This is a genomic window from uncultured Cyclobacterium sp. (assembly GCF_963977555.1).
Taxonomy (GTDB): Bacteria; Bacteroidota; Bacteroidia; order Cytophagales; family Cyclobacteriaceae; genus Cyclobacterium.
Genome location: NZ_CAXBPD010000017.1, coordinates 1 through 20,853 on the forward strand (window position 1 = coordinate 1; position 20,853 = coordinate 20,853).

The 20,853-nt window shown below is 38.8% G+C and carries 17 protein-coding genes, 1 tRNA gene and 1 pseudogene; 9 read left to right on the plus strand and 10 right to left on the minus strand.

What is annotated here, in order from left to right:
- Positions 1–348 precede the first annotated feature (348 nt).
- From AAC073_RS18590 to AAC073_RS18600, 3 genes are all read right to left on the minus strand, one after another.
- The gene (locus tag AAC073_RS18590) at positions 349–738 is read right to left on the minus strand and encodes a hypothetical protein (RefSeq protein WP_339925310.1); all 390 of its coding nucleotides are present in this window, start codon (positions 736–738) and stop codon (positions 349–351) included.
- Between the two features lie 2 nt (positions 739–740).
- On the minus strand, positions 741–1,355 hold the full coding sequence (locus tag AAC073_RS18595; RefSeq protein WP_339925311.1) for a hypothetical protein: 615 nt from the start codon (positions 1,353–1,355) through the stop codon (positions 741–743).
- Positions 1,356–2,277: 922 nt separating this feature from the next.
- A complete protein-coding gene (locus AAC073_RS18600; protein ID WP_339925312.1) occupies positions 2,278–3,030 on the minus strand; it encodes an NRDE family protein in 753 nt (250 codons plus the stop codon).
- A gap of 148 nt (positions 3,031–3,178) precedes the next feature.
- Here AAC073_RS18600 and AAC073_RS18605 point away from each other — a divergent pair, with 148 nt between their 5' ends.
- A complete protein-coding gene (locus AAC073_RS18605; RefSeq protein WP_339925313.1) occupies positions 3,179–3,553 on the plus strand; it encodes a BlaI/MecI/CopY family transcriptional regulator in 375 nt (124 codons plus the stop codon).
- Positions 3,550–5,277, plus strand: coding sequence for a M56 family metallopeptidase (locus AAC073_RS18610; RefSeq protein WP_339925314.1), 1,728 nt, complete (start codon positions 3,550–3,552; stop codon positions 5,275–5,277). Before AAC073_RS18605 ends, AAC073_RS18610 begins: the two co-directional genes overlap by 4 nt.
- Before the next feature lie 58 nt (positions 5,278–5,335).
- Here AAC073_RS18610 and AAC073_RS18615 read toward each other — a convergent pair whose 3' ends face one another.
- The gene (locus tag AAC073_RS18615) at positions 5,336–5,938 is read right to left on the minus strand and encodes a hypothetical protein (protein ID WP_339925315.1); all 603 of its coding nucleotides are present in this window, start codon (positions 5,936–5,938) and stop codon (positions 5,336–5,338) included.
- Positions 5,939–6,042: 104 nt separating this feature from the next.
- Positions 6,043–7,056 (minus strand): annotated as a pseudogene (locus AAC073_RS18620) (phosphotriesterase).
- A 1,646-nt stretch (positions 7,057–8,702) separates the two neighbouring features.
- Here AAC073_RS18620 and AAC073_RS18625 point away from each other — a divergent pair.
- Positions 8,703–8,828: a hypothetical protein gene (locus AAC073_RS18625; protein WP_339925316.1), complete on the plus strand. Its 126-nt coding sequence runs from the start codon at positions 8,703–8,705 to the stop codon at positions 8,826–8,828.
- 995 nt (positions 8,829–9,823) lie between these two features.
- Entirely contained in the window at positions 9,824–10,507 is a 684-nt protein-coding gene (locus AAC073_RS18630) for a site-2 protease family protein (RefSeq protein WP_339925317.1), read from the plus strand.
- Position 10,508: 1 nt separating this feature from the next.
- On the opposite strand, the gene AAC073_RS18635 is transcribed toward AAC073_RS18630, so the two are convergent.
- The 5 genes from AAC073_RS18635 to AAC073_RS18655 all read right to left on the minus strand — a co-directional run bounded on the left by AAC073_RS18635 (position 10,509) and on the right by AAC073_RS18655 (position 14,989).
- Positions 10,509–11,369 (minus strand): universal stress protein, encoded by an 861-nt coding sequence (locus tag AAC073_RS18635; protein WP_339925318.1) that lies wholly within the window; start codon positions 11,367–11,369, stop codon positions 10,509–10,511.
- 10 nt (positions 11,370–11,379) lie between these two features.
- Positions 11,380–13,005: a BCCT family transporter gene (locus tag AAC073_RS18640; RefSeq protein ID WP_339925319.1), complete on the minus strand. Its 1,626-nt coding sequence runs from the start codon at positions 13,003–13,005 to the stop codon at positions 11,380–11,382.
- A 37-nt stretch (positions 13,006–13,042) separates the two neighbouring features.
- Entirely contained in the window at positions 13,043–14,140 is a 1,098-nt protein-coding gene (locus AAC073_RS18645) for a hypothetical protein (RefSeq protein ID WP_339925320.1), read from the minus strand.
- 478 nt (positions 14,141–14,618) lie between these two features.
- The gene (locus tag AAC073_RS18650) at positions 14,619–14,816 is read right to left on the minus strand and encodes a hypothetical protein (RefSeq protein ID WP_339925321.1); all 198 of its coding nucleotides are present in this window, start codon (positions 14,814–14,816) and stop codon (positions 14,619–14,621) included.
- Positions 14,817–14,917: 101 nt separating this feature from the next.
- Positions 14,918–14,989, minus strand: a tRNA-Arg gene (locus tag AAC073_RS18655).
- A 215-nt stretch (positions 14,990–15,204) separates the two neighbouring features.
- On the opposite strand from AAC073_RS18655, the gene AAC073_RS18660 reads away from it, so the two are divergent.
- The 5 genes from AAC073_RS18660 (at position 15,205) to AAC073_RS18680 (ending at position 20,848) form a co-directional block, all read left to right on the plus strand.
- The gene (locus AAC073_RS18660; RefSeq protein WP_339925322.1) at positions 15,205–15,840 is read left to right on the plus strand and encodes a 30S ribosomal protein S16; all 636 of its coding nucleotides are present in this window, start codon (positions 15,205–15,207) and stop codon (positions 15,838–15,840) included.
- A gap of 15 nt (positions 15,841–15,855) precedes the next feature.
- Positions 15,856–16,386, plus strand: coding sequence for a ribosome maturation factor RimM (gene rimM / locus AAC073_RS18665; protein ID WP_339925323.1), 531 nt, complete (start codon positions 15,856–15,858; stop codon positions 16,384–16,386).
- Positions 16,387–16,391: 5 nt separating this feature from the next.
- Positions 16,392–17,099, plus strand: coding sequence for a tRNA (guanosine(37)-N1)-methyltransferase TrmD (gene trmD / locus AAC073_RS18670; protein ID WP_339925324.1), 708 nt, complete (start codon positions 16,392–16,394; stop codon positions 17,097–17,099).
- 65 nt (positions 17,100–17,164) lie between these two features.
- Positions 17,165–17,533 carry a 50S ribosomal protein L19 gene (rplS, locus tag AAC073_RS18675; RefSeq protein WP_339925325.1) on the plus strand — a complete coding sequence of 123 codons (369 nt, stop codon included), beginning with the start codon at positions 17,165–17,167 and terminating at the stop codon, positions 17,531–17,533.
- A gap of 240 nt (positions 17,534–17,773) precedes the next feature.
- Positions 17,774–20,848 (plus strand): TonB-dependent receptor, encoded by a 3,075-nt coding sequence (locus AAC073_RS18680; RefSeq protein WP_339925326.1) that lies wholly within the window; start codon positions 17,774–17,776, stop codon positions 20,846–20,848.
- Positions 20,849–20,853 lie beyond the last annotated feature (5 nt).

The window sequence follows — 20,853 nt, forward strand, 5'->3', positions numbered from 1 at the left end:
ACCATAGGGTAACGGGTACGTAATGCCTAATCCCTCAGCTCCACTCAGGAACCGGCAAGGGTTTTCCCGAATCCAACTCAGGAATCGGTTTCAATATTCCCGGCCGTTGAGCGGAGTCGAAACCATAGGGTAACGGGTACGTAATGCCTAATCCCTCAGCTCCACTCAGGAACCGGCAAGGGTTTTCCCGAATCCAACTCAGGAATCGGTTTCAATATTCCCGGCCGTTGAGCGGAGTCGAAACCATAGGGTAACGGGTACGTAATGCCTAATCCCTCAGCTCCACTCAGGAACCGGAAGTAGCATACATATGGTTACGTGTCCATAAAACCGACCGGGATGAGAGATTTAGGGATGGGATTCCCCTTTACCTACTTGACTGGCAGTATTTAATTTATTCCAGAGATTAAATTCTGCATTATCAGTACAAGACATTGATTCCATTACATTTTCAAAATTGAAGCCTTCATACTTTGATACAATTTCGTATACTTCGTCATATCCTTGAGCTCCTTGAGGAATTAAGCATCCATCATTTTCGCTAATTAACGCTAACCATACATCAGGAAGCCAAGGGCCTGAATCTGTATTTATAAGTTTAATCTCCTTTATGTTATTCCATTCTACTTGTTCTGTTTTCCTTTTAGGATGTTCAATTTTAACTGAATCCTCAGTAATTGAAACCTTGAAATCGTCTTCAGGTTGCTTTTTATTAAATAGTCGAGAGAAGAATTCCATATCTAAAGTGATTTTAGTTCTTGTTGAAGATTCAATTTAGCTTGTGCCTCATATTGATAATAGAATTCATCAGTCTTAAATATCTTTTCCATCGACAGGAAATGATTGACTACTTTCTTTCGACCTTTCTTGTAAACGAAATTAGGGTAGATAAAATATTCTTTTCTGATGTTTGAGCAATAGATTTTGTAATTGGTTGGTGTTCTACCTAAAATTGATAAGTCTGCATCTGTAAAGTAGTTTGTGTCTGAATCAGAATTTTCATTATGGCCTTTAGTTGCAATAATTTGTTCATGGCATAGTTTGACATAACTTTCCTTTACACCTATTTCATTCATTCTTTTTGATGCCAATTCAGCACTTTTTTCTTCGTTATCTTTTTTGGTCGATTTATAAATTATATCGTGATAGTAAAGTGCAAATAGAACAACTTCCCAATTATTGATTTTGTCTTTTACATTCTTTAATTCACTAAGTAGGTCTTCTAAGTGATTTAGATTGTGATAGTGCCGATTCTTTTTAGAGTAGTTCGTATTGACTTCACTCCATAGTCTTTCTGCTGAGCTTGAATCAACTCCGTAATTTTCAAGTAATTCTAGGTAGTTCGATCTTATCAATTTTAATATTTTTTATTATGCATAACTTTCAGTATAAGAGCAGTAGCGGATTAAAACGTCACTTCCTTTCGGTTATCAATATACTTAAATAAACACAAAGCGGTTCGAGTTTGTACCCGAACCGCTATTGCTTTTATACATTGTGTGTGCCTTTAAAGGTGAATATAGGTTAAAAAGTTGTCGGTTTCAACAGGTGAAAAGCCTGTGCCGAGTTTTATCGGTAAATAAATCGCCGTATACGAGACTCTCGGTCGACCGGGATGGTGTGAGAAGCGCACTCCCGAAGGATCGGTACAGGCTGTTGGCTTTTGGCTTACGACCGTCTACTCGACCAACTATCATTTTTCTTAATGACGATAGGTATAAATCCTTATAAAATAAGTTGTACCATATAAACCATAACATCCATCATGTGTTTGCCTACCGTTTCTTCAAGTGAATTAGCGGAATAGTAGGCATGGTGTATATCATGTTGCCTTTCATTAATGGGGTCAGAAAGTCATGGTTTCAATTTTCAATGGAGCTGCTATTTCTTTATCGGTTATTTTCGAAACAGATTCTTTATTTTTATTATTCATCTAAATATTGTTTACATAATAAATAAACTTAGTTTTTGTTTTTTCCTGTCAAATTAAGGATTTGGGACAAGAATTCGTTTAGGGAGAGCCTATTTTCGTTGGAATGAGCCTACTGGTGTTTGTATTCCTCCTTGGTAGAGGGGCAGCGACGCCCTGTAAAAACTATGGGTAGAAAGTAAGGATCAAGTAGCATTGTTTAACTATCCCAAAAAGTTAAAAACAACCTGAAATTATCTTTAAAACTTTGAAAAGTTGGCGTCCATTTTTTAAATACTGTCGATTAAGGATTTTATAGGGGCTTCATAACTTAATTGTTGTTCTATTGCATTTTATAGGTTGATCTATTACTTCGCTACAAAAGCACTTTCATTGATTTCCTTTTCGGGGATGGTTCTTACTTCTTTGATGGAAACCTTTCCATCATATCCCCAGCACAAGGCGGTTGTGTTGACAGTTCCATAGTAGTCTTCCACTCTTATAAATTCCGAGGAAATTGTTTTTTCCATTTCTATTGGTATACCTGTATCCGGGAGGGAGGCTAGTGGAGCTTTCTCTGTGGATTGCAATAATTTTGATAATTCGTTTACGGTTGGGTTTTTCTCTTCTATTGCCTTTTTTAGGGCTTCCTTCGCTGAAATAACTTTTGGCCAGGGGGTGTTTAGAAAAGCATTGGAAAGCCCGTGGATACCCGCAGGCACTTGTTGGATGCCACCTCCATAGTTTGAAAATACCAACAATTCATCCTTTTCGGCTACTAAGAGATTGAAGCCATTGTAATCTCCTTGGGATTTTTCAATTTCAACCAAATACTCCTGAGGTGAATGATTGCCATTTAAAAATCCGGTAACCAGCTCACCCCTGGTTTTGCTCAGTGGCCTATCATTTTTAGGGTCTCGGAAATTGGTGAGTGCTGCGAATTTTCCGCTGGGATGAAAACCCATCCAAGTGCCTCCTCCCTTTAAATCCTTTCCGGCATAAATTCCATTTTCCCATTGATGCAGCCCTTTGGTGGGTCGATCAAAATATTCATCTCGGTTGGCAACCATGATAAGTTTGTATTCGTGATGCTGGTTCCAGCTGAATGTTAATAAGCACATGTTCCAAAATTAGTCAGCTCCCCTCGGAAAGGGAAAAGCAATTAAATTTATTTTCACAATTATTTAATTACGATATAAATCGTATATAATTTGTAATTACGAAATCTGTCGTATATATTTGATACGAAATAAATCGTATAACAATAATATGGACAAACCCACAGCAGCAGAATTAGAAATATTGACCATTCTTTGGCAAAAAAAGGAAGCAAGTGTTCGACAGGTGCACGAAGAATTGTCTTTGACCAAAGAAACCGGCTATACGACAACATTAAAAACCATGCAAAACATGCATGCCAAGAAGTTGCTGGCTAGAGATGAGGAGAAAAGAAGTCATATTTATAGCGCTTTGATCTCCCAGGAAGATACCCAGCAGTCTCTAGTCAAAAATTTTATTGGAAAAGCATTTGGAGGATCAGCAAAGAAACTGGTCATGCAAGCCCTAGGTCAGAGTGAGCCCTCTAAGGAGGAGATCAAAGAGATTCGTGCGTTTTTAGATAAAATAGAAAATGATTCACAATGAATACCGAATGGATTGTATCGCGCTTGGCTGAAGCTTTGGGTTGGACCCTGGCTCATTCAGTTTGGCAGCTGCTCGTTGTAGCAGGAGGGATGTGGTTGCTATTTAGGTTTAAAGCCTTCAATAACCCGCAAAAAAAATACCTGCTCGGTTTGTTTGGTTTGACTTTGATGTGCTGTTTTTTTGTTGGGACATTCTTAATAGAGTTGCAGTCGGGTTATAGTGTAGGGCAAGAAGGTCTGAATGTCAGCAGTCAATTACAGGTGAATGCTCAACCTGTAGCACCTGAAGTGCTGTGGTCGGCTTATTTTAGCGAAAAAATAGAATATGCGCTGCCTTACCTGGTTTATTTTTGGGTGATTGGCGTAGTATTTTATTTTTTAAGGCATATGGGGAATTTTGTTGCTTTGAAGCAATTAAAGGCTCGTTCCAATAATAATGTCCCCCAAAATATCCTTCAGTCGGTCCAAAAAATAAAAGCCCGGTTTGCCCTAAGTTTCCCAGTTGATTTCAGGCTTAGTTCGGAAATCAGTGTGCCCATAACTTATGGACTGTTCAAGCCCATTGTATTGCTTCCTCTAAGTTTGCTCACGCAATTGTCTCCTGTACAGTTAGAAGCCATAATTGCCCATGAGTTGGCGCATATCCGCAGGTATGATTTTGCTGTCAACCTGATGCAATCGGTTTTAGAAATCTTGTTTTTTTACCATCCGGCCTTCTGGTGGGTCAATGGACTGGTAAAAGAAGCAAGGGAGCATATTGCAGATGATATCGCTATCCAGGCGGGGGTGAAAGCAATCGATTTGGCCAATGCCTTGGCTATAGTTGCCAATGATGCGGTCGATGAATCCCCTGAGTTGGCCATGGCAGCACATTCCTCAAATTTCCCATTACTCAATAGAATAAAAAGGATACTGGGCAGCGAGCCTGCCCGCTTTTCCAATTCACCTTTAATCACTAAAACAATGATACTTACCTTAATATTTAGCGCCATTCTATTTATGGGCAATGCCAATGAAGGAAAAACATCTCATGATCGTTGGATTTCTACAACCTTGGAATCAAAATTTGACAGGGATATTTACTTGTTGATGGATACCTTGCCTCAGTCCGTTACCGTGGAAGATACTGTGATTGTGATCAATAAGAATGTACCTATAGATGTTGATCATATAGTTAATGAAGAGGTAGAAGTGGTCATTCATTCAAATAATGGTGTGACCAAGAGCATTCGCTCCGTGGTTACAGATAGTTTGCCCTTGCCACAACAACCACCGGTATTGAACCTAAGTCCCGCCCCGATGGCTAATTTTAGTCTTCCGGTGTTTAATGATAGCTTGATTCATTATACCCAAAATATCATGAGAGACTTTGGAGACAGCATTCAGTTTTTTGCCAGGAATTTGGTGACCCTTCAAGGGGATACCTCGGTTTTATCCCAGGAACAAAAGAAAAACTTAGCGCAAAAAATGGAGCAGCTGCAATTGAAAATGGCTAAATCTCAAAAGGAATTGGAGTTTAAGATGAAAGCATGGGAAAAAGAGTTTGAGCCTCAAATGAAGGAATTTGAGAAAAAAATGGAAGCCTGGCAGAAGGAAAATGAGCCAAAATTAAAGGAATTTGAAAAGAAAATGGAGTCCTGGGCCAAAGCGCAAGCAGAAAAATTTGAAGCTTTGGAGAAAGAATTTGAGTTGAAGTCCAAAGAGTATATAGAAAAGGAACCCTAAATTGGTCGTAGGTTAACATGCATTTCCCAATCTTAAGCGCTATTCTTAGGGTTGGGAATTATTTTTTTGCGGCATTATTCAGAATAAAGGCAGGATAGCTGCAGCAGTTTTCTGTGGTCATTCGCGGATGGATTGGTATATTTCTAGCGATTTCAAGAAGGCTACTTGCTGTAGGGAAGCCTGAAATTTCCAAAGCAAAGGAATAAAAGCTTGAAGCTTCAATTTTGATTTCTGTATATTCTATTTGAATTTTTTGTGGGGGATTTGTTTGCTCGGAAACCACATTAAATGCCATGTCTAAATTTACCAGCCTTCGCTGCTTTAAAATGGGCAAACCGGTTAATTTACTTTCAGCTTCAGGTAATTTTTCCAGAGACCATTTGCCCCAGGCTTCAAATTTTCCGGGCAAAGGTTGGGATTCAAGGAGGGCGAGTGTCCATTCACTCCTTCGTTTAATTTCGTAATTATCATCCCTGATCTTCAGTCCCAGGTCTGGTCTATCTGCAATAGGGAAATAAATATCTGTTCGGGTTTCCGGTTCATTTTTGAATGAAAGTTCCGTTACAAAATTCATTAGTTCTTTAATAGGAGAATTGAAGAACCATCGGATTTCGATGGAAGTATAAAGGGGTTTTTCTTGAACAAGCGCTGGTATATCCATGGGATAATTTGATTGCTTTTAGTGTTTTAGGATTTTCTTACAAGTAAATTTTAAGGCTAATAAAGAATTTGATTGAAATTCAGTCGTTTCACTTGAGAGGCAATTCATTTTGTTTTTCTGATTTTGATAGAGAAAGCCTTTGAAGGGTTTGTGCTTAATAACAACTGGATCTCTTCATCTATAAAGCCTTGTGCTTTCAAAGCAGGGATAAGGTTGCTGAATATATTGGTGTAGCCCTTTATGCTCTGCTGGTCTTTTTGGGGATCGTACCATCCTGCATCATGGGAAATCAAAAGGCGGTCCAAAAAACCATTCTCTTTGGCAAAAACTATTTTTTCTACATGTTTCTCTAAGTCCCATCCCAAGCCATCAAGACTAATCCAACATCCCGTTGTGGCTGCTTTCAGGTAGGCTTCGGAATTGGTCTCTGACTGTGCATGCACCCATATAAAGGCCTCAGGAGATACTTTCAATGTCTTAAGTATCGCCAATTGAGGCCATATACCTTTGGCTGCTCCAGTATGGGAGGCTATCGTTAATCCTGTTTCTAAGTGAGTCAAGGCCGCAGCACGCACAAGCTTTCTATGCATAGGGCTTAAAGGGTCAGCATTGTCAACGCCTATTTAAATGAATCCGGGTCGGATGGAGCTGCCGGCTATACCGTCTGTAAATTCCTTTACCCACATGTTTGACAATTCTTTTGCCGTCATTCTTTTGGCATAGTCAGGGATAAATTCATTGTCCCTTGCCCCGTACAAACCGGTATTGGTAAGGATCTTCAAACCGGTTTTTTTGGCAATCTTCTCCAGTAACAATACATCTCTACCTAGATAGTTGGGGGTTGCGTCCACAAAGTAGCTGACATTGTATGGTTTCAACTCTTCCAGGTAAGGTAAAATTTCATCCATCACTAGCGTGTGATTCCAGTGACTTGAATCAATACTTTCTGCTCCTATAAAGTCCACAAGTATATGTTCGTGGGAAAGCCAAATTTTATCAAGGTCTACCTTATGCTTTCCTGTCAGGTCCTGAATAAAAGGTTTTTTTGAGGGCAAGGAACAACCGCTACTTAATGAAAACAATAAAATTATAAAATACATTTTAAGAAAGCTGGTCATGGGTTAGCTTTTTAGTTGAATTGAATCCTAACAAATTTATTGATTTTTATTTTAGAATATTTAGGTGTTTATTTAATATGATGGCTACCTGAAATTTTCAGAAAAATTTTACTAAGTGTTTGTATTTGAGAGCGTAATAAAACCATTTTATGATCCATCTTCATGAACAATGAATGCTTGCTTGCAAATTTTTCAAAAAACATGGGTATTAATAACTGAGAATTATGGGAAGTGTGGTAATTTTAATTGATAATTAAAAATAATGTAAATAAATGTCTAATTTGTTGCCGTAATTTTAATTTATTAATCTTTTTATTACCTTTGAAATATCAAACAAAGACAAAAGGTCTTTGGGTAATGAAAGGAATATTTATTACCGATATATACTGTAGGATGATGAAACTGGCAGACATGCCCTCCTGTCTCGGGGGTGGGGATCACAGGACAAAGAAAATAGCGAGCTCGTATTTTTCCTAACTGCTCCGTGGAGGTTCGACTCCTTCTCCTACAGCAGGTTATTTTGGGTTTATTGTTAATTGACTAAAGCTATGAGATTTTATTTCATAGCTTTTTTTGTTTTACAGTCCTCTAGGTGATTTTGTCAGTATTGTTGCAGAAAAAAAGTGCAACAATACCGCCAAAATCAGGATGTGCTTTTTCTTATTCACCGAGGGATGACTCCCTCGGCTACAAAAATACCACTCCTACGGAGTTGGGGTTTTTTAGGTAAATTGAATCAAAGGGTTTAAATTTTTTCCGGAAAGATTTTGGTGGCGTTATTAGCGAAAATCCAACAATGCCGCCAAAATCCGGCTTTACTTTTTTTTATTCATCGAGGGATGACTTCCTCGGATACAGATATGCCACTACTACGGGGTTTGGAGTGGTGTAAGTCGGTGCTTCCTCAATTGTATTTATATAAATGTTTGGTTATAAGCATTTTAATAAGGAATCATTCTGGAATTAGGGTTTTAATCCCTAGGGGGATTTGCTGAATACTGTAGTAATAAAGACTTTCGTTTTAGTCCTTTGCCAATTTTTTAATCCAAGGGTTTATAAAGGTGTTCTAATTATGGGAAATATAATAAAAAACGATAAATGTTAAAACAAATATAAAAAAGTATAATTTATATTGCCGTAATTTTAATTTATTAATCTTTTTATTACCTTTGAAATATCAAACAAAGACAAAAGGTCTTTGGGTAATGAAAGGAATATTTATTACCGATATATACTGTAGGATGATGAAACTGGCAGACATGCCCTCCTGTCTCGGGGGTGGGGATCACAGGACAAAGAAAATAGCGAGCTCGTATTTTTCCTAACTGCTCCGTGGAGGTTCGACTCCTTCTCCTACAGCAGGTTATTTTGGGTTTATTGTTAATTGACTAAAGCTATGAGATTTTATTTCATAGCTTTTTTTGTTTTACAGTCCTCTAGGTGATTTTGTCAGTATTGTTGCAGAAAAAAAGTGCAACAATACCGCCAAAATCAGGATGTGCTTTTTCTTATTCACCGAGGGATGACTCCCTCGGCTACAAAAATACCACTCCTATGGAGTTGGGTTTTTTTAGGCAAATTGAATCAAAGGGCTTAAATTTTTTGCGGAAAGATTTTGGTGGCGTTGTTACCGAAAAAAAGCAACAATGCCGTCAAAATCAGGATGTGCTTTTATTTATTCACCGAGGGATGACTTCCTCGGCTACAGATATGCCACTACTACGGGGTTTGGAGTGGTGGAAGTGGGTGGTTCCTCAATTGTATTCCTATAAATGTTTGGTTATAAACATTTTAATAAGACATCTTTCTGGAATTAGGGCTTTAATTCCTAGGGGGATTTGCTGAATACTGTAGTAATAAAGACTTTCGTTTTAGTCCTTTGCCAATTTTTTAATCCAAGGGTTTATAAAGGTGTTCTAATTATGGGAAATATAATAAAAAACGATAAATGTTAAAACAAATATAAAAAAGTATAATTTATATTGCCGTAATTTTAATTTATTAATCTTTTTATTACCTTTGAAATATCAAACAAAGACAAAAGGTCTTTGGGTAATGAAAGGAATATTTATTACCGATATATACTGTAGGATGATGAAACTGGCAGACATGCCCTCCTGTCTCGGGGGTGGGGATCACAGGACAAAGAAAATAGCGAGCTCGTATTTTTCCTAACTGCTCCGTGGAGGTTCGACTCCTTCTCCTACAGCAGGTTATTTTGGGTTTATTGTTAATTGACTAAAGCTATGAGATTTTATTTCATAGCTTTTTTTGTTTTACAGTCCTCTAGGTGATTTTGTCAGTATTGTTGCAGAAAAAAAGTGCAACAATACCGCCAAAATCAGGATGTGCTTTTTCTTATTCACCGAGGGATGACTCCCTCGGCTACAAAAATACCACTCCTATGGAGTTGGGTTTTTTTAGGCAAATTGAATCAAAGGACTTAAATTTTTTGCGGAAAGATTTTGGTGACGTTGTTACCGAAAAAAAGCAACAATGCCGCCAAAATCCGAATATTTGTTTTTCGGTAACCGCGGGCTGTAAGCCCACGGCTACAAAAGTATCACTCCTCCGGAGTTTAGGTTTTGTAGTTGAATTTAAATTTAAATCCAAGGATGTGATTTTTCTTTGATACCAGGGGCCCACTCCCTCGGCTATCATATTGTCATCCCTTTGGTCTTTAGGGTTGTAGCGAAATTATTATTAAGGCTTTTCATTTTGTTTTCGGCATGATTTGTGGAACTCGCTAAGGATGAAAATCTAGGATATGTTTGAATTTAGCGATATACCGAAATTCTTTCTGGCTTTTTTTCTGGTGTTGCCTATCATTTCCATTTTACATGAAGGAGGGCATGTATTTTTTGCATGGTTAATGGGAGGTAAAAACATTAGGTTGAGTGTGGGTTCAGGAAGACCCATTTTCAATTGGGGGATGGTAGAAATACGCAAATACTATTTCTGGTATGGGTTGTGTACCTTCGAGAATTTAAAGAAAAACAAAAAATGGAGCAGTATCCTGATTTTTGGGGGAGGTAGTATTTTTAATATGCTGGGGATAATTGCCATATTTTATCTAATAGAGCAAGAATTCATAGCGGAAAACATGTTCACCTATCAATTTACCTATTTCTCATTTTATTACATCTTCTTTGCCCTTCTTCCTATGGCTTATCCCGATGGTAATTACAGTGATGGAAAGGTAATTTACGATCTTTTACGGGATAGATCCACTGTGATTAATGAGAAAACCTTCACAGTTAGGTGGGATGTACGAGAAAATCACTGGCAAGTTTTAAATCATGTTGATGATCTTGTTCAAACATTCGTCAATGAAAATGAAGCTTACGATAAAGCACGAGAATTAGCTAGGCTTTCCAAGCCAAGTAGAATAGTATATTTGAAAGAAGGGGAAGAAAAGGAAATCCACAATTTCCCCAAAATCCCCTTATGAACTATTTGGTCACCCATAAGGGTACGCCGTAATTTGCATTAAATAGTTCTTCTGTTACCGTTCCAATTGCAAAAGGGGAGAAGGTGTTTCCTCCTTTATCAGCTACTACCAGCATGTCTGCCTTTGATTTTTTGATATTGTCTATGATTTTTTGTGCTACACCAGATTCCCTTCCGTGAAAAATAAGTGGTTCAATGGCTTCAGGGTAATTGATTTTCTTTATAAACTTTTCGATTTTATCTTTTATGTGTTTTTCTACTTTTGGAGCCATAAATTCAGGTGAAACATACGGGGAGAATTGTACAGGTACACTGTAAATATGAACTAATTTGAGCGAAGTTTTTCCGTTTTGTCGCAGTGCATCTGTTACTTGAAAAACTTTCTGTGAATCAGCAGAAAAATCTGTTCCAGCCCAAATGGTTTCGATTTGAGGTCTTGCAATTCTTGGTACAGCTAATACATCGCATCTTAGCAGTTTTAATAATTTACCGCTTACCAATCCAGTTCCTTTTTCATGCTTCTTATTCCCTACAATGGCCAGTTGAATGACATATTTATCAACTACATATTTGATCAAAGACTCACTGTAGGGATCTTCAGAAATAAGTACTTCCCAAGCTATGTCTGCTTTAAAATTTTCCTGAACTTTTTCATTGAGTTCATCTCCTATTAATTCATCAAGATTTACCTCTTTAAGCTGTTCCTCAAAAAGTTCTGAAATGGCATATTTTTTAATATTGTGCACAAAATATACTTTCTCAGCCTTTAGCTTTTCAGCAAGAAAAGAGGCGTATTTGATTAGTATCTCATCTAAATCTGAAAGATCCAGGGCCACGAGTAAATTCTTATATTCTTTTTTCATAACCGATTCTTTATTGATTAGGATTTGTTTTTTCTGAACTGCGTTTCTTAATAATATCTGCTACCCTTTCCTCATAGCTTTCCCATTCTTTTTGGGTTTTCCGCTCTTCAGCTTGTTGGTATTCGCTTTTTAGTGCGGTATAAAGGGAGTAGCACATAAACAAGAGAATAAAAGCAAATGGCAGTCCTGTAGCGATAGACGCTGTTTGTAAGGCTTGTAATCCACCTCCAATGAGAAGAACTGCTGCTACAGCACCTTCAGTAACGGCCCAGAAAATTCTTTGTCCTACAGGAGCATCGATTTTACCTCCTGAGGTAAGGCTGTCTACTACTAAAGAGCCTGAATCTGAAGAGGTAATGAAAAATCCAGCAATTAGGATAACACCTATAATGTTCAGCACTATCGCAAAGGGGTAATCTTCCAGAAATACAAAAAGAGCCGTAGCGACGTTTTCATCAACTGCATTTAAGATGGTATTGTCTCCCAAAAGCGCTTGATGGATGGATGTACTTCCAAAAGCTGTGATCCAGAAGAAGGTAATCAAGGAAGGTACAAATAGTACGCCCAAAATGAATTCTTTAATGCTGCGCCCTTTGCTAATTCGTGCTATAAACATTCCTACAAATGGAGACCAGGCGATCCACCAACCCCAATAAAATACCGTCCATGCATTTTGCCAGTCATTGCCTGTATAGCTTTCTGTCCAGGTAGAGATTTGCAGGAAGCTGTAAAAGTAGTTACCCGTATTTTGTACAAATGACTTAAAGATAAAAATTGTAGGTCCTAATAGGACTACCAGGACTAGCAATAACACCGCTATTCTCATGTTCCATTCGCTTAAAAACTTTACGCCTTTATCCACACCCAAGACCACTGAAATTGTTGCTACAAGTGTGATCCCTACAATAAGAGAGACCTGTGTTACAATCCCGCTGCTAATTCCAAAAACATGAGCAAGGCCTGCCGCAATTTGTTGTACCCCTAGGCCCAGGGAAGTTGCAAGCCCAAAGAGGGTGGCAAGGACCGCAAAGATGTCAATAAGATCTCCCCATTTTCCATAAATTTTGTTCCCCATAATTGGGTAAAAAACCGATCGAATAGTCAATGGAAGTCCGTGAGAATAGGTGAAATAAGCAAGGGATAATCCCACTAGCGCATATACACCCCAAGCATGAAAACCCCAATGCAGAAATGTGAAATTCATGGCCTCCTGTGCGGCCATAGCGGTACCCCCTTCGGTAAGAGGTGGAGACATAAAATGGTTAATAGGCTCTGCTATACTCCAAAACAATAAGCCTATACCCATTCCCGCACTGAAGAGCATGGCAAACCAGGAAATCGTTTTGAATTCAGGCCTCGCATCTTTTCCGCCTATCCTGATATTGCCGTATTTGCTAAAGGCGATATAGATTACGAAAATTAAAAATACATTTACACATAATATAAAGAACCAGCCTACAGTATTGGAAATAAAGTTTTGGATCTCATTGAAATAGAACTCTGCCTGCTCTCTGAAAATGAGCGTAAGTGATATGCTTATAATAATGAAAATGGAAGAGGTAAAGAATACCGGTCCATTAACATCCAACCCCATGATTGATTTTTTTTCATCGCTTCTTAGTATCTTCTTAGCCATATAGTAGTTTTTATTTCCTAATTATATTTATCTAATTCTAAAAGTAATAGCCAATATTTACGTTGAATCTCGCCTCCCAATCTGCGCCGGGTGTCCCGCGACTAAAATCATCAATATAATTTCCTCCCAGCCAGGAATGATTTAGCCCGGCAGCATAATCAAGATAAGTATAAATATTTCCAGCTGTAATTAAAACTCCGGTCACATTCATAATGGAATCATCAAAATCCTCCCTTTTCTTTTGCATATACCCGAAATCATTGTAAAACCTTAAAGAAGTTATCGGATCCCATTCGACGGGAATGTTTCGGGCAACAGTGAAAGTGTACATATTGAAATCGGACGCCACACTATAGGCGGCGCCATAGGCAGCCATTGAAATTTCGTCCCGTGAAACACCTGGAGCATTTGCAGGATTGTTAGAAATATTCATTGCCTCAGCTTTAAAGTTCCAATTTTTATACGTGATTTCATAATGTAGGGCAAGACCATAATGATTTCCTATTTCTTCAGTGTCTAAATTATAAAGACTTCCATACTGTGCCGAGACGCCGGCCCTATGCTTTAGGTTTTTACCGTACTTATAAATGAATTTCCCATTGAATTGATTAAACTCTTTGTTTCTTCCCGCTACATCATAGGAGTACCTATTATGGGTGATCTCGGTGTTATTTCCAAAACGGGTTTCCTCGGCATTTTTAAAAAATGCCACTTGGTATTCCACATTTTCGCCCGTATGAATAAATTTTATCCCCATGTCATGGTCGTCTTCCAGTCCTACATAATAGGACAAGTTGAAAAACCAATTGTTTGAGTTGTATTGCTGAATTCCAAAGGGTACCTGCGTTAATCCCAATTGAATTTCATTGGTTTCGCTAAAATGGTACCCGAACCATCCCTGTTTAAGCATTCCGCCTCCAAAAGCATTTGAATACAACCTATATTCTGCATTTAAGTCAATTCCTTTGTAGGCTGCCTTTGCATTAATCCTGAACAGATCATATCCGAAATCTCCTCCTCTTTTTTTCTGTGAAGGTTTCCAAGAGGAAAGGTTGTAATTAAATCGTAAGGCTCCACCTATTTCTAATTCAGGAACTTCTTGTGCAATGGCGCCATTTATTAAGGCTACTTCCATAATCAGGAAGGGTAAAAGAAAAAAATAATTACATTTTATACGCATATTGTCAATTCGATTCTTGCAAAATGGATCAGCTCTATTGGAAAGTTTTTTCCTTTATATTGGTAGGATAGCGCAATGTTCCCACTTTCCTTTTTATGAATAATCAAAATTGGCTTTCACATTAAACCCATTATTTTTTTGGGAAATATGAAAGCATGTAATGAAGATCTTGGTAATGGACGGCTTTAAGCGGTTGGTGATGAACCAGCTAATTGTCTTAAAAAGTTTCTCCCTTACTTTATGGTTTATGATAATAGATTTTCGTTTAGGTTAATTTCCTAACTATTTGCTATTTATATTATTTTAGGCAACAATTTCCTTGCCATTAACCGAAATGGCAAACAAAATAGCAGAAATAGTCTTTTTTTATGCTTGGTTTTAGGGTTTACCAGTCTCAGAACAGATAGGTATTGTGACTTTTCTGCTGTAGTGTTCATGAGTGTTCCTGCTGCTCTTTATGTGCGATAAACCCTCTAATTCGTGCTGATCCGCCGCAGCGGACAAAATCAGCACTTCGTCCATTTTTCAATTTTACCCTAGTGATGCGAGGGTGAAATCTCCATACATCCTGACTTTCTTGCGTTTCAACCTTTCCCCTAAACACAGGGTAGGCTTCAGCATCTTTTTGCATAATCCGGGTTAATAGTTATTGGTAGGAGTATGGAAACAGCGCTGCTCATTAAAGGTGAAAAAGAAAAAACCCCAAATACAGAAAGTAAATGGGGTTTTTTGTGGCCTCGGCAAGAATCGAACTTGCATCTAAAGTTTAGGAAACTTCTATTCTATCCATTGAACTACGAGGCCAATTGCCGTATGGTTCAGAATAACAGCTCTTTAAGCTATTTAGGACTTGTTTTGGGGATCTTTTTCCTCCAAAAGAATCGCAATTTAAACTATAATTTTGCTATTACGCAAATAAAATATAGTCTTATTGTTCTTTTAGATATTATTAGCTTATCTTTGCAGTCCAAAAAATAACGATGGACGGGTTCCATCAATTAACTAAAAGTCAATATAATATGGCAGTAAAAATCAGATTAGCACGTAGAGGTCGTAAAAAAATGGCCATCTATGATGTAGTAATTGCTGATGCTAGGGCTCCACGTGATGGACGCTTTATCGAGAAGATCGGGTCTTACAACCCAAATACTGACCCCGCATCCATTAACATCAACAACGACCGAGCGTTGAAATGGTTGATGAATGGTGCACAACCAACCGATACTGTGAAAGCGATGCTTTCCTATCGTGGAGTCATGTTGAAGAAACACCTTCAAATTGGTGTGGTAAAAGGTGCTATCACTCAAGAGCAAGCGGATGAAAAATTCCAGACTTGGTTGGATGGCAAAGAGAAAACTATTTCTGAAAAAGTAGAGAAAATACAATCTGCTAAGGATAGTGTTAAAAAGACAGCATTGGAAGCAGAAACTGCTAAAAACCAAGCTCGTCTTGACGCAATCAAGGAAAGAGAAGATGCTGCAAAAGCTGCTGCTGACGCTGAAGCTAAGGCTGCTGAAGCTGCTGCTGCACCGAAAGCACCTGAGTCTGAAGCTGTAGAAGAAGCACCTGAGGCAACTGAAGCTCCTGTAGCTGAGGCTCCAGCTGAAGGAGAAGCTCCTGCTGCTGATGATAAAGCTCCTGAAGACAAAGCTTAAAACGGATCAATAACCATGAACAAAGACAATTGTTACCAATTGGGCCATATTGCCAAAGTTCATGGGTTACATGGAGAGGTTATGCTGGTTCTTGATGTTGATTATCCTGAGGACTACGAAGGTTTAGCACATGTTTTTGTGGAAAATGGCAACCGTTTGGTTCCATTTATATTGGAGCACATGGTGTCCCAACCCAATAATAGGTTTCTAGCCAAGTTTGAGGAATTTGATCATATTGACCAGGTAAAACCAATGGTTGGTTCAGCTTTATACTTGCCATCAACAGCGCTTCCGAAGCTTAAAGACGATCAGTATTACTTTCACGATTTAGTGGGTTTTATGGTAGTCGATGAGGTGTTAGGAGAATTGGGTCAGGTTGCGGTTATCTATGATATGGAAACCCAAGACTTGATCGGTATGGAATACAGGGATAGAGAAGTACTCATTCCCATCAAAGATGGGATCATACAAAAAGTGGATAAGACAGATAAAAAAGTTTTCTGTCGCTTGCCTGAAGGCTTGATTGACATTTACCTGGAGGATTAATTTTGATGCACATTGATATCATAACTGTTTTGCCCGGTCTCCTTGAAGGTCCCTTTTCTCATTCAATTTTGAAGAGGGCCGAAGAAAAAGGGTTGGCCAAGGTGGAAATTCATGATCTAAGAGATTATGGTATCGGTAAGCAAAAAACTGTAGATGGTTATGCTTTTGGAGGTGGTGCTGGAATGGTCATGATGATCGAGCCCATAGCCAATTGTATCGATTTCTTAAAAAAATTGAGGGAATACGATGAAGTCATATACATGACACCTGATGGTAAAACGTTCGATCAGTCAACAGCCAATGCCTTGTCGTTGAAACAAAATCTTATCATTCTCTGTGGCCATTACAAGGGCGTAGATGAAAGGGTGAGACAGAAGTTTATTACAAGGGAAATTAGTATTGGCGATTTTGTGCTTTCTGGAGGTGAACTTCCTGCGGCACTTGTTACCGATGCGATCATTAGGCTGCTTCCAGGAGTTTTGAATGATGAGACTTCTGCATTGACAGATTCTTTTCAGGATGGTCTTTTGGCTCCTCCTGTATTTACCAGACCTGCAGATTATGCTGGGCTGAAAGTACCAGAGGTTTTGCTATCAGGACATGCTGCTAAGATAGCGTCATGGAGGTTTGAACAATCGGTACGTCGTACTCATGAAAGAAGGCCAGATTTAATGAATGGCGATTTTATTAAAGAGAAGGACGATAATATTTAGAACAAAACGATAATTAAGGGTGCTTTTTAAGTATCCATAAAAGCGATAAGCAAAATAGTAAAGCAATGAGCGAACTACTTATTAAATTCGTAGAACAGGAATACAAAGATGCGCGATCTAAGTTCCCGTCTTTTAAGGCTGGTGATACCATCAACGTTCACGTAAAAATTACTGAAGGTGCGAAAGAAAGAATTCAGCAGTTTCAGGGAACCGTGATCCAAAGGAAAAATAAGAATACCAATGGCGAAACTTTTACCGTAAGGAAAATTTCAAATGGTATTGGTGTAGAAAGAATTTTCCCAATCATCTCCCCAAGCATAGAGAAAATCGAAGTTTTGAGAGAAGGTAAAGTAAGAAGAGCAAGATTGTTCTACTTAAGAGGAAGACATGGTAAATCTGCTAAGATTAAAGAAAAAATCAGGGTAAAAAAATAATAGCCTTGCATTTAAATATAGCATTAAGGGAGCCAATGGCTCCCTTTTTTTTGTCCTGAATGTTAATTTCCGTTTATTTTATGTATTTACTTTTTTACAGGATTTAGTAATTATAAAACGAGATGCCCCTTATATAAAGTTTTAGAAAAGCAGGATAGTGCAGGACAGTGATTCGGTTTATTTTGGGTTAATTTCAATAATGTTGATTTTATTCAATTATTCAAACTAACCAAAATAATCATGAGAAAATGTTACGATTCGGTACAAATTAAGCTCCGAATGTTGATAACTGTATTGCTGATAATGGTAGCCATGGTCGGGTACGCCCGTCAAGCCAGCCAAATTTCAGGAAAAGTTGTTAGTGTGGAGGATAACGAACCTCTTCCAGGGGTGTCTATCCTTGTTAAAGGCACTAGTCGTGGAACAGTTACCAATATGGATGGGGAGTTTTCAGTTCAGGCGTCCACCGGTGATATCCTTACTGTAAGCTTTATTGGCTTTACCACCCAGGAAGTAAATGTCAATGGAGGACAAACCAATTATGAAATCCTTTTGGAATCCTCTATGGGTGATTTAGGAGAGGTAGTAGTCGTTGGGTATGGCTCTCAGCGAAAAGCCGACATTACTTCAGCGGTTTCCGTTATCAATATGGACAATATGGGTGAAATCCCTACCACCAATGTTTCCCGTTTGCTTCAGGGCCAAGCCGCCGGTGTGCAGGTAAGGCAAAAATCAGGAAGACCTGGTGAAGAAATGGAAGTGACCATCCGAGGAATTGGTTCATTGGGTGCAGGTAGTCAGCCCTTATATGTGGTAGATGGGTTCCCTATAGGTACCTCCTTGGGACAAACACTTAATCCTTCGGATATAGAAAGCATGACTGTTTTGAAGGATGCGGCTTCTACGGCAATTTATGGAGCTAGAGGTTCCAACGGTGTAATTCTTATCACCACCAAATCTGCAAAAGAAGGTACTGTAAACCTTGATTTTGTGGTCAATCAGGGCATACAGAATGTACCTGATGGCAGAAGGACTAAGATGATGAATGGGACAGAATTTGCACAGTTTAAAAATGACAGTTTTGTAGACAGGATCAGGTATTATGAAAATAGAGAGCCTGCCATTGAGGAGATTCCTCTAGAATTTCGCTATCCTGAGCAAAACACCATTTCAACGGATTGGTTTGATGAAATACTTAATCAGAACGCCCAATTCCAAAATTATAATGTTACCCTTTCTTCAGGCAAAGGTGGCATTCGATCTCTGGTATCGGTGGGATATGTCAACGAAGAAGGAGCAGTTATCGAAACAGGCTTTGAAAGATTCAATGTTAGGGCAAATATTGGCGGCAAAGTTAATGATTTTATCACCATGGGCTGGAACATAGCAGCTTCCCGCTCTAATGAAGATTATGCCTCTACTAACGGAAGAAGTGCATTGATAGGGAAGGCTTTGTGGGCTGACCCCCGCTACCCCGTTTACAATGAGGATGGTAGTTTCAATGATTATATTGGAGGAACAAATGGAGTATTCGGTACTGGTAATGTAGTGCAAGAATTGCACGAAATGGAGCGTACGTTGTCAGAAAACAATGTATTGACTAACGGTTTTCTGGAGTTTACCTTTTTGAAAAATTTTAAATTCAGGACCTCAGTAAATGCTACACTAGCCAATACAGAACAAAAAGAATTCAGGCCATCTACTTTGGCTGGTACAGGATTCAACCAAGCTCCCCCTAGAGAAGCCACCTTGTTACAGCGGAGAGATGAGACACTGAATATTGCTGCAGATCAATTATTGTCCTACAGTAAAATTTTAGGAGACCACAGAGTTGATGCTTTGCTTGGATTTTCGGCTCAGGAAGAGACCTTTAAACGTTTGCAAGGCAATGGAAATGAATTTCCAAATGACCAAGTAAGGTATTTGAGTGCTGCCATCAGACAAACCTCCACTTCTGAAGAAGCAGATTGGAGTTTGATGGCTTACTTCGCCAGGGCCAATTATTCTTTTAATGACAGGTACCTCTTTTCTGCCTCCTTCAGAAGAGAAGGAAGCTCACGTTTTGGAGCCAACAACAAATGGGGTAATTTCCCTGCTTTTTCAGCTGGATGGAGAATTTCTGAAGAATCCTTTATGCCTGAAACGCGCTGGATTACGGACATGAAATTAAGGGCTAGTTTTGGTGTGACCGGAAACAATGCCATTGGTAACTATTCCAGTTTGTCTAATATGGGTATTTCAAATTACGTTTTAGGAAATGCTATAGCGAACGGACAAATCCTTTCCAATTTTGCCAACGCTAATTTGGGTTGGGAACAATCTCAACAGACGGATATAGGTCTGGATTGGGCCATGTTTGATAATAGACTTGTTTTAACGGCTGAGTACTATAACCGATTGACCAATAATATGTTGCTTTCGGTAGAGATGCCTGTCATTTCAGGATTTACCCAATCGCTGGACAATGTAGGGAAAGTACGAAACCGAGGACTTGAACTGGCATTGGATTACAGGACCAAGTTCAATCAGGTGAATATCCGATCAAACGTAAACCTAACCATCAATAGAAACGAAGTATTGGAGATAAGAGGAGAAAATGATGAAATCTGGGCAGGAGGATTTTACAGTACCTATAGTGTATCTCAAGTAGGCAGGCCTTTGGCAATGTTTCATGGCTTCAAAATGGTAGGGATATTTGATACGGATGCTGAGATCGAGGCCTGGCCAGATCAAGATGGAGCGGTTCCCGGAACCTATAAGTATTTTGATGCCAATGGTGATGGCGTTATCTCCTATGACCAACAGGACATGATCGAAATCGGTAACCCACATCCAGATTTGGTTTTGGGATATACCTTAGGTGGTGATTTCAAGAATTTTGATTTTAACTTAATGTTTACTGGTGCTTTTAACTACGATGTGTTCCGACAAATTGAAGGTTCTACCATGAATATGGACGGTGTATTTAATATCCTTCAATCTGGGGTCAATCGTTGGAGATCTCCAGAGAATCCTGGGGATGGCAGAGGAGCTACTTCCAATACCTGGAAATGGCAACGTGAATCAAACTCAAGGTATGTGTATGATGCCACACATGTTTGGTTAAGAAATATTACGCTAGGATATACCATTCCAAAGAACCCTATAGTTCCCAACGCAAGGGTGTTTTTCAGTGCTGAGAATCCATTCCTATTCACCTCTTACGTAGGTACCAACCCAGATGCTAAAACCAGAGGCGGAATCAATATAGGCGTGGATGATGAGTCCTATCCAATGCCCAGGACCTTTACATTAGGTGCAACTTTAAGATTCTAATCTAT

Coding starts and splice junctions, on each gene's coding strand:
- AAC073_RS18590 (WP_339925310.1), bottom strand. CDS start 738: ATGGAATTCTTCTCTCGACTATTTAATAAAAAGCAACCTGAAGACGAT.
- AAC073_RS18600 (WP_339925312.1), bottom strand. CDS start 3,030: ATGTGCTTATTAACATTCAGCTGGAACCAGCATCACGAATACAAACTT.
- AAC073_RS18605 (WP_339925313.1), top strand. CDS start 3,179: ATGGACAAACCCACAGCAGCAGAATTAGAAATATTGACCATTCTTTGG.
- AAC073_RS18610 (WP_339925314.1), top strand. CDS start 3,550: ATGAATACCGAATGGATTGTATCGCGCTTGGCTGAAGCTTTGGGTTGG.
- AAC073_RS18615 (WP_339925315.1), bottom strand. CDS start 5,938: ATGGATATACCAGCGCTTGTTCAAGAAAAACCCCTTTATACTTCCATC.
- AAC073_RS18625 (WP_339925316.1), top strand. CDS start 8,703: ATGCCGTCAAAATCAGGATGTGCTTTTATTTATTCACCGAGGGATGAC.
- AAC073_RS18630 (WP_339925317.1), top strand. CDS start 9,824: ATGTTTGAATTTAGCGATATACCGAAATTCTTTCTGGCTTTTTTTCTG.
- AAC073_RS18635 (WP_339925318.1), bottom strand. CDS start 11,369: ATGAAAAAAGAATATAAGAATTTACTCGTGGCCCTGGATCTTTCAGAT.
- AAC073_RS18640 (WP_339925319.1), bottom strand. CDS start 13,005: ATGGCTAAGAAGATACTAAGAAGCGATGAAAAAAAATCAATCATGGGG.
- AAC073_RS18645 (WP_339925320.1), bottom strand. CDS start 14,140: ATGGAAGTAGCCTTAATAAATGGCGCCATTGCACAAGAAGTTCCTGAA.
- AAC073_RS18650 (WP_339925321.1), bottom strand. CDS start 14,816: ATGCAAAAAGATGCTGAAGCCTACCCTGTGTTTAGGGGAAAGGTTGAA.
- AAC073_RS18660 (WP_339925322.1), top strand. CDS start 15,205: ATGGCAGTAAAAATCAGATTAGCACGTAGAGGTCGTAAAAAAATGGCC.
- rimM (WP_339925323.1), top strand. CDS start 15,856: ATGAACAAAGACAATTGTTACCAATTGGGCCATATTGCCAAAGTTCAT.
- trmD (WP_339925324.1), top strand. CDS start 16,392: ATGCACATTGATATCATAACTGTTTTGCCCGGTCTCCTTGAAGGTCCC.
- rplS (WP_339925325.1), top strand. CDS start 17,165: ATGAGCGAACTACTTATTAAATTCGTAGAACAGGAATACAAAGATGCG.
- AAC073_RS18680 (WP_339925326.1), top strand. CDS start 17,774: ATGAGAAAATGTTACGATTCGGTACAAATTAAGCTCCGAATGTTGATA.